Annotated in this window: 11 protein-coding genes; 6 read left to right on the top strand and 5 right to left on the bottom strand. The window is 70.6% G+C overall.

The features are described from left to right. The first annotated feature begins 142 nt into the window (after nucleotides 1-142). Nucleotides 143-724, top strand: coding sequence for a TetR/AcrR family transcriptional regulator (locus HMPREF0591_RS04725; RefSeq protein WP_007167287.1), 582 nt, complete (start codon nucleotides 143-145; stop codon nucleotides 722-724). Then, the gene (locus HMPREF0591_RS04730; RefSeq protein WP_007167288.1) at nucleotides 721-2,967 is read left to right on the top strand and encodes a molybdopterin-dependent oxidoreductase; all 2,247 of its coding nucleotides are present in this window, start codon (nucleotides 721-723) and stop codon (nucleotides 2,965-2,967) included. Before HMPREF0591_RS04725 ends, HMPREF0591_RS04730 begins: the two co-directional genes overlap by 4 nt. Before the next feature lie 49 nt (nucleotides 2,968-3,016). Here the strand turns inward: HMPREF0591_RS04730 and HMPREF0591_RS04735 are convergent, their stop codons facing one another. After that, the gene (locus HMPREF0591_RS04735) at nucleotides 3,017-5,002 is read right to left on the bottom strand and encodes a M13 family metallopeptidase (protein ID WP_007167289.1); all 1,986 of its coding nucleotides are present in this window, start codon (nucleotides 5,000-5,002) and stop codon (nucleotides 3,017-3,019) included. A gap of 41 nt (nucleotides 5,003-5,043) precedes the next feature. On the opposite strand from HMPREF0591_RS04735, the gene HMPREF0591_RS04740 reads away from it, so the two are divergent. After that, complete coding sequence (locus tag HMPREF0591_RS04740; protein WP_007167290.1) at nucleotides 5,044-5,700, top strand: hypothetical protein; 657 nt, start codon at nucleotides 5,044-5,046, stop codon at nucleotides 5,698-5,700. Continuing rightward, nucleotides 5,697-6,380: a hypothetical protein gene (locus tag HMPREF0591_RS04745; RefSeq protein ID WP_007167291.1), complete on the top strand. Its 684-nt coding sequence runs from the start codon at nucleotides 5,697-5,699 to the stop codon at nucleotides 6,378-6,380. Before HMPREF0591_RS04740 ends, HMPREF0591_RS04745 begins: the two co-directional genes overlap by 4 nt. Here the strand turns inward: HMPREF0591_RS04745 and HMPREF0591_RS04750 are convergent, their stop codons facing one another. Beyond that, nucleotides 6,381-6,902, bottom strand: a complete 522-nt coding sequence (locus tag HMPREF0591_RS04750) for a transcriptional regulator (protein ID WP_007167292.1) — start codon at nucleotides 6,900-6,902, stop codon at nucleotides 6,381-6,383. After that, a complete protein-coding gene (locus HMPREF0591_RS04755) occupies nucleotides 6,899-9,943 on the bottom strand; it encodes an MMPL family transporter (protein ID WP_007167293.1) in 3,045 nt (1,014 codons plus the stop codon). Before HMPREF0591_RS04755 ends, HMPREF0591_RS04750 begins: the two co-directional genes overlap by 4 nt. Before the next feature lie 326 nt (nucleotides 9,944-10,269). On the opposite strand from HMPREF0591_RS04755, the gene HMPREF0591_RS04760 reads away from it, so the two are divergent. Further along, nucleotides 10,270-10,815, top strand: a complete 546-nt coding sequence (locus tag HMPREF0591_RS04760; RefSeq protein ID WP_007167295.1) for a hemophore — start codon at nucleotides 10,270-10,272, stop codon at nucleotides 10,813-10,815. On the opposite strand, the gene HMPREF0591_RS04765 is transcribed toward HMPREF0591_RS04760, so the two are convergent. Further along, a complete protein-coding gene (locus tag HMPREF0591_RS04765) occupies nucleotides 10,812-11,981 on the bottom strand; it encodes a lysylphosphatidylglycerol synthase transmembrane domain-containing protein (protein WP_007167296.1) in 1,170 nt (389 codons plus the stop codon). The two genes, HMPREF0591_RS04760 and HMPREF0591_RS04765, sit on opposite strands and share 4 nt — an antisense overlap. A 168-nt stretch (nucleotides 11,982-12,149) precedes the next feature. Here HMPREF0591_RS04765 and HMPREF0591_RS04770 point away from each other — a divergent pair, with 168 nt between their 5' ends. After that, nucleotides 12,150-13,298 (top strand): AI-2E family transporter, encoded by a 1,149-nt coding sequence (locus HMPREF0591_RS04770; RefSeq protein ID WP_007167297.1) that lies wholly within the window; start codon nucleotides 12,150-12,152, stop codon nucleotides 13,296-13,298. 2 nt (nucleotides 13,299-13,300) lie between these two features. On the opposite strand, the gene HMPREF0591_RS32925 is transcribed toward HMPREF0591_RS04770, so the two are convergent. Beyond that, nucleotides 13,301-13,550: hypothetical protein (locus HMPREF0591_RS32925; RefSeq protein WP_167310118.1), on the bottom strand; the 250-nt coding region annotated here is incomplete at its 5' end.

Below are 13,550 nucleotides of genomic sequence, written 5' to 3' on the forward strand. Positions count from 1 at the left end.
TCCCAGCAGACGCAAAGTCGCCCATTCCGATCCGGAATCGGGCGACTTTGCGTCTGTCCGCCAGTGCACGCAATCCGGCCCTTTCGCGGGCGCGGCGATTATGTATAGCATCATACATAAGCTGACGGCCTGAGGAGCGGCGATGCGCAGTCCACGCGAACGGATGGTGATCTCCGCCGCGCTGCTGATCAGGGAGCGGGGCGCACACGCCACCGCCATCTCGGACGTCTTGGAGCACAGCGGCGCGCCCCGCGGATCGGCCTACCACTACTTCCCGGGCGGGCGAACCCAATTGCTCTGCGAGGCGGTGGATTACGCGGGCGAGCACGTGGCCGCGGTCATCGCCGACGCCGAGAGCGGGCCCGAGCTGATGGACACCCTGATCGACAAGTACCGCCGCCAGCTGCTCGACAGCGACTTCCGCGCGGGCTGCCCCGTGGTCGCGGTGTCCGTGGAGGCCGGCGAGGAGGAGCGCATGGCGCCCGTCGTCGAGCGCGCCGCGTCGGTGTTCGACCGCTGGACCGACCTGATCGCCCAGCGCTTCGTCGCCGACGGCATACCGCGCGAACGGGCCGGCGACCTGGCGATGCTGGCGACCACCGCGCTGGAGGGCGCGATCGTGCTGGCCCGGGTGCGCCGCGACCTCGCCCCCCTCGACGTCGTACACCGGCAGCTACGCGACCTGCTGGCGGCCGAGGCGAACAGAAAGGACCCCCCGCGATGACCGGTGAATGGCAGCCCACGGCGTGCATCCTCTGCGAGTGCAACTGCGGCATCGTCGTCCAAGTCGAGGACCGCCGGCTGGCCCGCATCCGGGGCGACAAGGCCCACCCGGCGTCGCAGGGCTACACCTGCAACAAGGCCCTGCGGCTGGATCACTATCAGAACAGCGGCGCCCGGTTGACCTCCCCGCTGCGCCGGCGAGAAGACGGCAGCTTCGAGGAGATCGACTGGGACACCGCGATCGTCGAGATCGCCGAGGGTTTCCAGCACATCCGGGACGCCTACGGCGGTGACAAGATCTTCTACTACGGCGGCGGCGGCCAGGGCAATCACCTGGGCGGGGCCTACAGCGGCGCGTTCCTGAAGGCGCTTGGTTCGCGCTACCGGTCAAATGCCCTGGCGCAGGAGAAGACCGGCGAAGCCTGGATCGACGGCCGGCTGTACGGCGGTCACACGCGGGGTGAATTCGAGCACGCCGAGGTGTCGGTGTTCGTCGGCAAGAACCCGTGGATGTCGCAGAGCTTCCCGCGCGCCCGGGTGGTGCTCAACGAGATCGCCAAGGACCCCGCGCGATCGATGATCGTGATCGATCCCGTCGTCACCGACACCGCCAAGATGTCCGACTTCCACCTGCGGGTGCGGCCCGGCACCGACGCGTGGTGCCTGGCCGCGCTGGCGGCCGTCCTGGTGCAGGAAAACCTCTGCGACGAAACGTTTCTGGCCGAGCACGTGCGCGGCGCCGACGCCGTCCGCGCCGCGCTGCGCGGGGTCGGAGTCGCCGAGTACGCGCAACGGTGCGGGCTCGACGAGGAGTTGGTGCGCGCGGCGGCGCGGCGCATCGGCGCCGCGGCCAGCGTCTCGGTGTTCGAGGACCTCGGCGTGCAGCAGGCGCCCAACAGCACGCTCTGCTCGTACCTGAACAAGCTGCTGTGGATCCTCACCGGCAACTTCGCGAAAAAGGGCGGCCAGCATCTGCATTCGTCGTTCGGACCGCTGTTCGGCCAGTACTCGGGGCGCACGCCGGTGACCGGCGCGCCGATCATCGCCGGGCTGGTCCCGAGCAACGTCGTGCCCCAGGAGATCCTCACCGACCACCCGGACCGCTTCCGGGCGATGATCGTGGAGAGCAGCAATCCCGCGCACTCGCTGGCCAACTCGGCGGCCTGCCGCGAGGCCTTCCGGGCGCTGGAACTCATGGTCGTCATCGACGTCGCGATGACCGAGACGGCCCGGCTCGCGCACTACGTGCTGCCCGCGGCCTCCCAGTTCGAAAAGCCTGAGGCCACCTTCTTCAACCTGGAGTTCCCGCACAACGCTTTTCAGCTGCGCCGGCCGTTGTTCGAACCGCTGCCGGGGACGCTACCCGAGCCGGAGATCTGGGCGCGGCTGGTGCGGGCGCTGGGCGTGGTGGGCGACGCGGAGCTACGCCCGCTGGCCGAGGCCGCCCGGAACGGCCGGCAGGCCTACGCCGAAGCCTTCCTGACCGCCACCGCCACCAACCCGACCGTGGCCAAGCTGCTTCCCTTCGTCCTCTACGAGACGCTCGGTCCCACGCTGCCGGACGGCCTGCGCGGCGCGGCCGCGCTATGGGGGCTCGCGCAGAAGGCCGCGCTGAGCTACCCCGACGCCGTGCGCCGCGCCGGCCACGCCGACGGCAACGCGCTGTTCGACGCGATCCTCGACACCCCGTCCGGGGTGACGTTCACCGCCCACGACTACGGCGACGACTTCGGATTGATCGGTCACGCCGACCACCAGATCGCGCTCGAAATCCCGGAAATGCTCGCCGAATTGGCGGGGCTGGCCCAGGCGCCGCCACGCTTGACCACGCCGGAGTTCCCGATCGTGCTGTCGGTGGGCGAGCGGCGCGCCTACACCGCCAACGACATCTTCCGCGACCCGTCCTGGCGCAAACGCGACGCCGAGGGTGCGCTGCGTGTCAGCGTCGAGGACGCCCAGACCCTCGGTCTCACCGACGGCGGCCGCGCCCGCATCAGCACCGCGGCCGGCAGCGCCGAGGCCACCGTCGAGATCACCGAGACCATGCTGGCCGGACACGCGGCCCTGCCCAACGGTTTTGGGCTCGACTACGTCGACGGCGACGGGCAAACCGTGGTTCCCGGCGTCGCCCCCAACGCGCTCACCTCGACGGACTGGCGCGATCCCTACGCGGGCACGCCGTGGCACAAGCACGTGCCCGCGCGGATCGAGGTGTGCCGAGCAGACGCAGAATCGCACGTTTAGTCGCGCCAACCTCATGCGATTCTGCGTCTGCTCGCGGGAAAAGGTGGCCCTAGTTCCAGATCCTGACCCGCCGCTGCGGCTCCAGAAACAGCGCGTCGTCCTCGGCGACGTCGAACGCCTCGTAAAAGGCGTCCATGTTGCGGACGACGCCGTTGCAGCGGAACTCCGGCGGGGAGTGCGGATCGGTCGCCAGCCGCCGGATCGCTTCGGCCTGGCGGGATTTGGTGCGCCACACCTGCGCCCAGCCGTAGAACACGCGCTGCACGCCGGTGAGGCCGTCGATGACGGGTGCGGGTTGACCGTTGCACGAGAGCTGGTAGGCCAGCAGCGCGATGGACAGCCCGCCCAGGTCGCCGATGTTCTCCCCGACCGTGAACGCGCCGTTCACGTGGTGCCCGGCGGTCAGGCCGCGGGGCGTGTACGCGTCGTACTGCTCGATCAGGGCCTTGGTGCGGGCGCCGAATTCGGCGCGGTCGGCGTCGGTCCACCAGTCCACCAGGTTGCCGTCGCCGTCGTACTTGGCGCCCTGGTCGTCGAAGCCGTGCCCGATCTCGTGCCCGATCACCGCGCCGATCCCGCCGTAGTTGGCGGCGTCGTCGGCCTCGGCGTCGAAGAACGGCGGCTGCAAAATGGCCGCGGGAAAGACGATCTCGTTCATGCCCGGGTTGTAGTAGGCGTTGACGGTCTGCGGCGTCATGAACCACTCGTCCTTGTCGACCGGGCCGCCCAGCTTGGCCAATTCGCGGTCGTGGTTGACCGCGTAGCCGCGCCGGAAGTTGCCGTACAGGTCGTCGCGGTCGATCACCAGCGTGGAGTAGTCCCGCCACTTCGCCGGGTAGCCCACCTTGGCGACGAACTTGTCCAGCTTGGCCAGCGCCCGCTCCCGGGTCTGCGGCGTCATCCAGTCCAGCTCGTCGATGGACAGCCGGTAGGCCGCCTTCAGGTTGTCGACCAGCGCGTCGATGCGCGCCTTGGCGCCCGGCGGGAAATGCCGCTGCACGTACAGCTTTCCGACGGCGTCGCCCATCAGGTGTTCCACCAGCGACACGGCCCGCTTCCAGCGTTCCCGGATCTGCTCGGCACCGGTCAGCAGGCGGCCGTAGAAGTCGAAATCCGCCGCCACCAGCTCGTCGGTCAGCCAGGACGCGCGGGCCCGGATCACCCGCCAACGGGCCCAGCTCTTCCACACCTCGAGGTCCTCGTTGCGCCACAGCTCGGCGAACGCGCGAAGGTAATCCGGTTGCCGCACAATCAGTTCCGCGAGGCCTTCGGTGCCCGCGCCGAGTGCGGTGGCCCAGCCGGCCCAGTCGAATCCCACCGATTCGTCGCGCAGCTCGGCGAAGGTGCGCAGGTTGTAACTGAGCTCGGCGTCGCGGCGCTTGACCACGTCCCAGTGCGCCTCGGCCAGCCGGCCCTCCAGCGCGACGATGCGCTCCGTGTCCGGGAGGTGGTCGGCCGGCTCGCCGCCGAACACCAGGCCGAACATCCGCGCGATGTGTCCGGGGTAGGCCGCCAGCACCTCGGCGTGCTGCTCGTCGCGGTAGTAGGACTCGTCGGGCAATCCGATGCCGGACTGGGTGAAGTGGACCAGGTAGCGGGCCGAGTTCTTGGCGTCGGTGTCGATGTACATCGCGACCCCGCCGCCCACGCCGGTGCGCTGCAGCGCGCCCATCACCGCGGCCAGCGCGTCCGCGTCGGGGGCGTCGTCGATGGTGGCCAGCTCGTCGAGCAGGGGTCGCAGGCCCCGCCGCTCGGTGGCCGCCTCGTCGAGGAAGCTGGCGTAGAGGTCGCCGATGCGCTGCTGATCGGTGCCCGGGGCGGCGGCGCCCTCGCTGGCGTCGACGATCAGGTCGCGCACCTGCTCCTCGGCGCGATCGAACAGGTGACGGAACGCGCCGTCGGTCGCCCGGTCCGGCGGGATGTCGTATTCGGCGAGCCAGCGGCCGTTGACGTGACCGAACAGGTCGTCTTGGGGGCGGGCGGTGGCGTCGACATGGCTCAGGTCGATCCCGGAGCGAATGGCCTCAACAGTCACCCCACCATCCTTCCATCTTGGCCGGGTGCGACGATCGGGCCATGTCCGACGGCGAGCGAACCGAGCCAGCGAACCAGGAAACGGAAGAGGCGGACGCCGCCGACCCCGGCGAGGCCCCCGGCGACGAACCCGGGGCCGCGGGCGGCCCGATGTTCTCGCCGTACGGCATCGCGTCGACCGTCCTCGGGGTGCTGTCGGTGGCGGCGGTGGTGTTCGGCTTCTTCCTGTGGTCGGGGCACCGCGACGACACGGCCGAACGCCGCTACCTGTCCCGCGTCATGCAGACCGCCGCGGACTGGACCGGGGTGCTGATCAACATGAACAGCGGCAACGTCGACGCCAGCCTGCAGCGCCTGCACGACGGGACGGTCGGCGAGCTCAACACCGACTTCGACGCCGCCATGCAGCCCTACCGGCAGGTGGTGGAGAAGCTGCAGTCCAAGAGCGCCGGGCGCATCGACGCGGTGGCCGTCGAGGCCGTGCATCGCGACCTGGACACCCAGCCCGGTGTATCCCGTCCCGTGGTCACCACCAAGCTGCCGCCGTTCGCCAGCCGGATGGACTCGGTGATGCTGGTCGCGACGTCGGTCAGCGAGAACGCCGGCGCCAAACCGCAGACGGTGCACTGGAATTTGCGGCTGGACGTGGCCAACGTGGAAGGCAAGCTGATGATCTCGGGGCTGGAATCGATCCGATGAGAAACCTTTGGCGTCTGCTCGCGTTCGACATCCTGGCCCCGCTGGCCGCGATCGCGGCGTTGCTGGCGATCGGGGTGATCCTCGACTGGCCGCTGTGGTGGGTGTCGGCGTGCTCGGTGCTGGCGCTGCTGATCGTCGAGGGCGTCGTCGTCAACTTCTGGCTGCTGCGGCGCGATTCGGTCAGCGTCGGGACCGACGACGACGCGCCGGGGCTGCGGCTGGCCGTCGTCTTCCTCTGCACGGCCGCGCTGGTGGCCGCGGTGGTCACCGCGTACACGCACTGGACACGGTCGGACCGCGAGTTCAAGGACGACTCCCGCGACGTGGTGCGGGTCGCCACCGGGATGGCGGAGGCGATGGCGTCGTTCACCCCGGGCGCCCCGGACAGCTCGATCGACCGGGCGACGGCGCTGATCGTCCCGGAGCACGCCGCCGCCTTCAAGGAGCAGTACACCAAGTCCAGCGCCGAGCTGGCCCAGCACAACGTCACCGCGCAGGCCGCCACCCTGGCGGCCGGGGTCGAGGCGCTGGGGCCGTCCGCGGCCAGCGTGGCGGTGATCCTGCGGGTCACCCAGAACGCCCCCGGCCAACCGGCCAGCCGGTCGGCGCCGGCGCTGCGGGTCGCGCTCACCAAACACGGCGGCGCCTGGTTGGTGTCGGACGTGCTGCCGATCAGGTGATCAGTTGGATTCGGCCGAGCGGCTCGACTTCACCTTGACGAAGCGATCCGAGAGTCGGCGCATCCGGATCATCAGCGAGGCCGACGGGCTCGTGCTGCCGTCCAGGTAGGCGGCGAGCTCCTCGGCGGTCACCCCGATGCGGGAGGCGAATTCCTTTTGGGCCAGCCCGGACCGGTCGATGAGCAGCCCGACGTGGCGGGCGACCTCGGCGCGTTCGTTGGCCTCCAGGTGGGTGCGCGCACGCTCCATCACCTCCCACAGCGCCTTGGAGATGCCGTAGGGCCGGGTGCCCTCGAGCACCTCTTCGACCTGGCGGGCGGTCCGCCCGTACGGGTCGCGCTTGAGGGCGGCGGCGATGCGCTTCCAGGTGGCGATGTCGCCGCCCTGCAGCGCGGCACGGATCGCGGACGTCGGCCAGAACTCCACCGGCTGCTCGGGGTCGGGGACCTGCGCTTCCCGGCCGCGCGGCTCGGCCGCCCGCCGCTGCGGCGGTGCGGGGCGTCGGTCAGGTGCCAACGTCACCTCGCCTCCTCCAGCATCGCTACGGCCACCGACAGGCAGCGCTGCCTGATCTCCTCCCAGTCCGGACGGGCCTCGCCCTCGGATCCCTGCTCGTCATCGAGGTCACAGGGATCGGGATCAGCGAGTCGACGGACCAGCTGGGTGGCGATCCATTGCCGCCTGGGCGACTGACAACAGTAGTACCTGTCCATGCCGGCCAGCACCACAGCGGCGGTCTCGGGCTCCAACGTTTCAACCATATCGGCAAAGTCGGCGTAATCGCGGCGGCTGTTACGGCACATGATGAGGTAGCCCTTGAGCCGCAGCGTCTCGGCGCCGGTCGGGACCAGGAGCCGGTCGCCGGTGGGCAGCTGCACGTGCGTGGTCTCCACCGGGCTGCGGCGCTCGTAGACCGGCTGGTCCTCGGTGTCGGGCTCGCTCTCCAGCGCGTCGATGGCGACCGAAAGCCGCCCGCGCCACAACGTGACCGGGTGGACGGGCCGGTCCGCCCCGACGATGGCCCTGGCGATGCCGTTGCGCGATGTCCGGCCGGCGACCCGCTTCCTGGGCCCGGCAGCGCCGTTGCCGTGACCATTGCCGCCGGTCCTGCGGTCGGCGGCGGCCACCCCGACCCCCGCGCGTTCGTCGTCGAGGTCGACCTGGTGCGGGATCTGGCCCGGGTCCCGGCCACGGTCCTGGTCGGACCCCTGCAGGGCGCCCTGCCGCTGGCTGCCGTTGCGCCCACACCCGGTGAAGGCCAGCGGGTCGGTGACGCAGATGGCGTCGGGCGCCAGGTGCTTGAGCTTGGCCGCCGACTTGAGCACCATCCGCAGGTCGGCGTTGGGCGCCGTCAGCGCCGAGATGTCGTCGGGGATGACCACGACGTCGGCCAGGTCGACCGCGGGCAACGGCCGGTCGAAGTCGACCGACGGCAGGATCCGGGACAGCCACGGCGGCAGCCACCAGTTCCACTGGGCGAACATCGCCATCAGGGCGGGCACCAGCACCAGCCGCACCACCGTCGCGTCCACGGCGATGGCCACCGCGCACGCCACCCCGATCTCGGCGACCAGCGGCATGCCGGCGAACGCGAAGCCGACGAACACCGCGATCATGATCAGGGCGGCGCTGGTGATGGTGCGGGCGCTGGTGCTCACGCCGTACGCCACGGCGTCGCGAGTGTTGCCGGAGTGCAGGAAGCGTTCCCGGATCCGGGTCAGCAGGAAGATCTCGTAGTCCATCGACAGCCCGAAGGTCATCGCCAGGACCAGCGGCGGCACGGTGCTGTCGATCGAGCTGATCTGGGCGAAGCCGAGATCCTTCAGCCAGCCCCACTGGAACACCATCACCAGGCTGCCGTAGGCCGCCGCGACCGACAGCAGGGTCATCAGCACGCCCTTGAGCGCCAGGAACACCGAGTGGACCGAGACCAGCAGCATCACGAACGCGATCAGCGCCACGATCGCCAGCACCAGCGGCTCGGTCTTGGACACCTGGTCGTCGAAGTCCTTGATCAGCGCGGTCGGGCCGCCGACGTCGACTCGCGCGGTTCCCCGGTCGGGCACCTTGGGCAGCTGGGCGCGCATCCAGCCGACGGTCTCGCGGGCCCGCATGTCCTCGGGGTCGACCGACAGCACCGCGGACAGCAACGCGCTGCCGTTGTCCTCGGCGAATTGCGGCGGCGCCACCGTGACGATGTTGGGGGCCTGCGTCATCCGCTTCCGGACGGCGCCGATGGTCTGGCTGTGTTCGGGCGACGCGGCGCCGCCGTCGGGGAAGGTGATCAGCACCCGAATCGGGCCGAGCGCGCCGGGGCCGAGCGCCTCTGCCGCCGCGCCCACCCCGGCGCGGATCTCGTGCGACGAGTCGAATTGGCGCAGCAGGCTGTTGCCCAGCACCATCGACGAGGCCGGCGCGGCCATCACGAGCAGGACCAGCGACGCCGCGAGCGCCGACATCCACGGCCGGCGCATCACCCAGCCGATCCAGCGGTTCCAGAACCGGGATTGGCCGCCCTCGGGCCCGCGCGACCAGTGCAGGAACGCCGACCTCTTGGCGGCCGACCGGCCGAACGTCGCCAGCGCCGCCGGGGTCAGCGTGGTGGACGTCAGCATCGCGACGGCGACGGCCAGGATCGCCCCGGTGGCCATCGATTTCAGTGCCGGGGTGTTGATCACGTAGATGCCGGTGAGCGAGGCGACGACGGTCATCCCGGACAGCACCACGGCCAGCCCCGACGTCGCCATCGCGGCGTCGACGGCCTCCTGCGGGTCGCGGCCGGACCGCAGCTCCTCGCGGAAGCGCATCAGGATGAACAGCGAATAGTCGACGGCGAGCGCGATGCCGAACATGGACACCGTCGAGGTCACGAACACCGACATCGTCGTGTAGGACGACAGCAGGTAGACCAGGCCCATGGTGACCACGACCGTGCACACGCCCAGCGCGAGCGGGATCGCCGCGGCGGCCAGCGAGCCGAACACGGCGAGCAGCACGATCAGGATGACCGGCAGGTTCCAGCGTTCCGCGGCGGCGATGTCGTGCTTGGTGTTCTGCGCGGCGGCGGCGCTGAGCGCGCCCTGCCCGATCACGTACAGCCGCACCCGGCCGTTCGCGGTCTGGCCGGCCTGATCGCCCTTGACGCCGACCTTGGTGCGCAGCTGCTTGGCGACGTCGCTGGTGTTCTTCGAATCCAGCCGCAGCGAGAGCACGTACGGCCGGTCGGGCTGCGGCGGCCGCTGGGTGGGGTTGGGCACCTCGGAGACGCCCGGGAGCTCGGCGGCCGTCCGGCGCAGCAGCGCGACGGCGTCGTTGATGTCGGCGTAGCTGGCATCCGGGCGGGGGGCGGCCACCAGGGCCAGCGAGGACCCGCCCTGGTCGTGGTACAGCTCCTCGAGCTGGTCGTGGACGACCAGGGACTGCGAACCGGCCACCTCGAAACCGCCGCCGGTCAGGTTCCCCGACTGCGTCAGGGCCAGATAGACAGCCGGAACCAAAGCCAGCAACCAGCCGGTGAAGACCAACCAGCGGTACTTACGCAGGCTGCGGCTGAGGCGCATCATTAACTGCTGGATTTCTCCACTCCCCTGTGTCGCGTAACGCGTGCTGGCGAGAATACCGCAGCGGGCTGTGGATGATGTGTGCTTTCGGGTTCCTGAGCTGCGCCGACGGCGTTGTTGCCAAGACGCCGCCCAGTCGTTGTGAACCGGTTACCGGGCGGGATTTTGCTCACACGGGCTCGCGCTGGCTGGCAGCGGCGCTGCCCGCGATGGCAGGATGTCGGATGGCCCGCGGGCCCTGGGGATCCCGCATCGACGAGGCCGTCTATCGCAGCCGTTTGCGGGGCCGCCGTGCCGTGCGCCAGGCCGCAAACACCTAAGGAGTTCCCATGACCAGAGGCAGCGCGACCGGGCGCCGCAGAATCGTCGCCGGGCTGATCGCCACCGCCGTGCCGGGCGCTGCCCTGGCCCTCCTCGCCGGCCCGCCGGCGACCGGCGCGTCCGACCCGTGCGCGGCCAGTGAGGTGGCCCGGACGATCGGTTCGGTTTCCAAGTCCATGGGCGACTACCTGGACGCGCACCCCGAGACCAACCAGACGATGACGTCGATGCTGCAGCAGCAGGCCGGCCCACAGTCGATGACCGGCCTGAAGTCCTACTTCGAGGCCAATCCCAAGGTGGCCGGCGACATGACGTCGATCGCCCAGCCGCTGACCAACCTGTCGCTGCAGTGCAAGCTGCCGATCTCGCCTTCCCAGGCGATGGGCATGATGCAGCAGGCGCAGGGCGCGGCCGGCGGCCTGCCCACCCTGCCGGGCAACGCGGCGGGGGCGCTGCCGCTGGCCGGGACGCCGGCCTCCCCGCCGGCGGCCACCGGGCCCGTCGCTCCGGCCAACCCGCTGTCGGGGCCGCCGCGGGGAAACATCGCCGGCTAGGTCTCGGTTTCCGGGCCGCGGTCGGGCGGCAACGGCCCCTGCAGGGCCGTCTCGGTGGGATCGTCGACGCCCTGTTCCTGCTGCGCCGCCGGTTCCGGGACCGCCACGGCCTCGTCGTCGTCCGGGACGGCGACGTTTTCGGTGCGGAACACGAAGAAGAACACCACCCAGCCGATCGCGGAGATCAGCAACCAGCTGATCAGCCGGTAGATCAGCATCGCCGAGATGGCGTTGGGCAACGACATGCCGCTGGACACCAGCCCCGGCACCAGCACCGCCTCGACCACCAGCAGCCCGCCCGGCATCAGCGGTATGGTGCCGACGGCCCGGGCGGCGGCGTAGGCCACCGTCAGCCCGGCCACCGACGCGTGGTCCCCGGCGGCGTAGGCCGCGAAGCCCAGGCAGGCCACGTCGGCGACCCAGTTGAACATCGACCAGCCGAACGCCACCCCCATGTCGCGGCGGCCCAGGCTCACCGATTCGAGCTGCATCAGCGTCTCGCGCCATCGGTGCAAACCGGTGTCGGCGGGCCGGCCGCGCACGGAGTTGACCCAGGACAACACCCGGCAGCCGATCCCGTCGATCAGCTCGGGCCGCGACGCGACCGCCTGGGCGAGGATCAGCAGCGCGACGAAGCCGCCGAGGGTGAACAGCAACGAGAACGGATTGTTCTTCGCGCCGAGGAAGAAGGCCCCGCCCAGCCCCAGCAGCGCCAGCCCGACGGCCTGCAGGACGCCCGCCATCACCAGCTGCCACGACGCCACCACCGTGGAGGCGCCCCAAATGCGTTGCTGGCGAAGCAAAAACGTGGCCGAGAGCACCGGCCCGCCGGGCAGCGTGGTGCTCAGCGAGTTGGCCGCATAGACGGCGGCCTCCGAGCGCAGCTGCTTGACGTGCACCCCGGCCGACCGCAGCAGCGTGCGCTGGATCTGCGCGAAGCTGTGCATGGACGCGGCGGACGCCGCGACCGAGGCCAGCAGCCACCACCAGTTCGCCTCGTACACGCTCGTCCAGGCCTTGGCCAGCTGATCCCAGCCCAGCGCGACCTCCACGGCAAGCACGATCGCGACGATCCCGAGGATCACCCAGCGCACCCACCAGTACTTCCCGCGCGGGGCCTCTTCGCGCGGCAAGTCGAGATTGCGGGCGGGTGCGTCGTGCGACACGTGGTTTAGGGTAACGGTGCAGGTGGCGCCGGGATCGCCGCGCGGCGCCGACCGTGTCGCGGAAGTTCCGGGGTCGTAACCGGATCGTGCCGGCGTGGTCGCCCCGGGCCGGCGGACGGGCGGGTCCAAGCGGGTTTGGCGGTGTCTTTCGCCGGATAGGCTCACCCAATGCCGGCAAACACCGACGACGCTTCGGTCGAACCCCTCGTCCGCAAGACCGCAGCCTGGGCCTGGCGTTTGCTGGTCATCCTCTTCGCGCTGCTGGCGCTGCTCTGGGTGGTGAAGAAGCTCGAGGTCATCATCGTCCCGGTGCTGGTGGCGCTGCTGCTCAGCGCGCTGCTGCTGCCGGTGGTCGACTGGCTGGACCGGCGCGGCCTGCCCCGCGGCGGCGCGGTCGCGCTGGTGTTGCTGACCAGCTTCTCCCTGCTGGGCGGCATCCTGGCGTTCGTCGTCAACCAGTTCATTGACGGCCTGCCGGGCCTGACCGAACAGGTGACCCGCAGCATCGAGTCGATCCGGCGCTGGCTGATCGACGGGCCGGCGCACCTACGCCGGGAACAGATCGACAACGCCGGCAACGCGGCGATCGAGGCGTTGCGCAACAACCAGGCGAAGCTGGAAAGCGGCGCGCTGTCCACCGCCGCCACCATCACCGAACTCGTCACCGCGGCGGTGTTGGTGCTGTTCACGCTCATCTTCTTCCTGTACGGCGGGCGCAACATCTGGGCCTACGTGTCCAAGATCTTCCCGGCGCACGTCCGCGACCGGGTGAGCGAGGCGGGCCGCGCCGGATACGGCTCGCTGACCGGGTACGTGCGGGCCACCTTCCTGGTGGCACTCACCGACGCGGCCGGTGTCGGCACCGGCCTGGCGATCATGGGCATCCCGCTGGCCCTGCCGCTGGCCTCGCTGGTCTTCCTCGGCGCCTTCATCCCGCTGATCGGTGCGTTGGTCTCGGGCCTGCTGGCCGTGGTGGTGGCCCTGTTGGCGAAGGGCATGGTGTACGCGCTGATCACGCTCGGTTTGCTGATCGCGGTGAACCAGCTCGAGGCGCACGTGCTGCAGCCGCTGGTGATGGGCCGCGCGGTGTCGATTCACCCGCTCGGGGTGGTGCTGGCGATCTCCACCGGCGGCGTGCTGGCCGGCATCGTCGGCGCCCTGCTCGCCGTCCCGACGGTCGCGTTCCTCAACAACGCGATGCAGGTGCTGCTCGCGCCGGATCCGGCCGCCGAGGCCGAGAAGCAGACCGAGGAGGCCGACGAGGGCACCCCGATCGTGCGGGCGGAAGCGGACGAACCCGAGGCCGCGTCCGACTGAGGCTAGAGCCGCCCCTCGCGACGCAGCAGGTCCTGGGCGGACAAGCCGCCGGCCGAGCGTCGGCGCTGCCGCGCGTCGCCGTTGTCGGCCTGCGCGCGGGAGTTCAGCTTTTCGGTGGCCGCGTCGGGGTCGTCTTGCTCCGACCGCATGGACGGGAAGGCGGTGGTCGGCTCGGCCGGGTCGCCCGCGTCGTCGGAACGGTTGCCGGGCACCGGGATTGCGCGGGTCTCGCCCCCGGACGGCGGGGGCGGT

This window comes from Mycobacterium parascrofulaceum ATCC BAA-614 (genome assembly GCF_000164135.1).
Taxonomy (GTDB): domain Bacteria; phylum Actinomycetota; class Actinomycetes; order Mycobacteriales; family Mycobacteriaceae; genus Mycobacterium; species Mycobacterium parascrofulaceum.

What these genes read in the sequence shown, in the direction of transcription:
- HMPREF0591_RS04725 (WP_007167287.1), top strand. Translation starts at nt 143, where the DNA reads ATGCGCAGTCCACGCGAACGGATGGTGATCTCCGCCGCGCTGCTGATC.
- HMPREF0591_RS04730 (WP_007167288.1), top strand. Translation starts at nt 721, where the DNA reads ATGACCGGTGAATGGCAGCCCACGGCGTGCATCCTCTGCGAGTGCAAC.
- HMPREF0591_RS04740 (WP_007167290.1), top strand. Translation starts at nt 5,044, where the DNA reads ATGTCCGACGGCGAGCGAACCGAGCCAGCGAACCAGGAAACGGAAGAG.
- HMPREF0591_RS04745 (WP_007167291.1), top strand. Translation starts at nt 5,697, where the DNA reads ATGAGAAACCTTTGGCGTCTGCTCGCGTTCGACATCCTGGCCCCGCTG.
- HMPREF0591_RS04755 (WP_007167293.1), bottom strand. Translation starts at nt 9,943, where the DNA reads ATGATGCGCCTCAGCCGCAGCCTGCGTAAGTACCGCTGGTTGGTCTTC.
- HMPREF0591_RS04760 (WP_007167295.1), top strand. Translation starts at nt 10,270, where the DNA reads ATGACCAGAGGCAGCGCGACCGGGCGCCGCAGAATCGTCGCCGGGCTG.
- HMPREF0591_RS04770 (WP_007167297.1), top strand. Translation starts at nt 12,150, where the DNA reads ATGCCGGCAAACACCGACGACGCTTCGGTCGAACCCCTCGTCCGCAAG.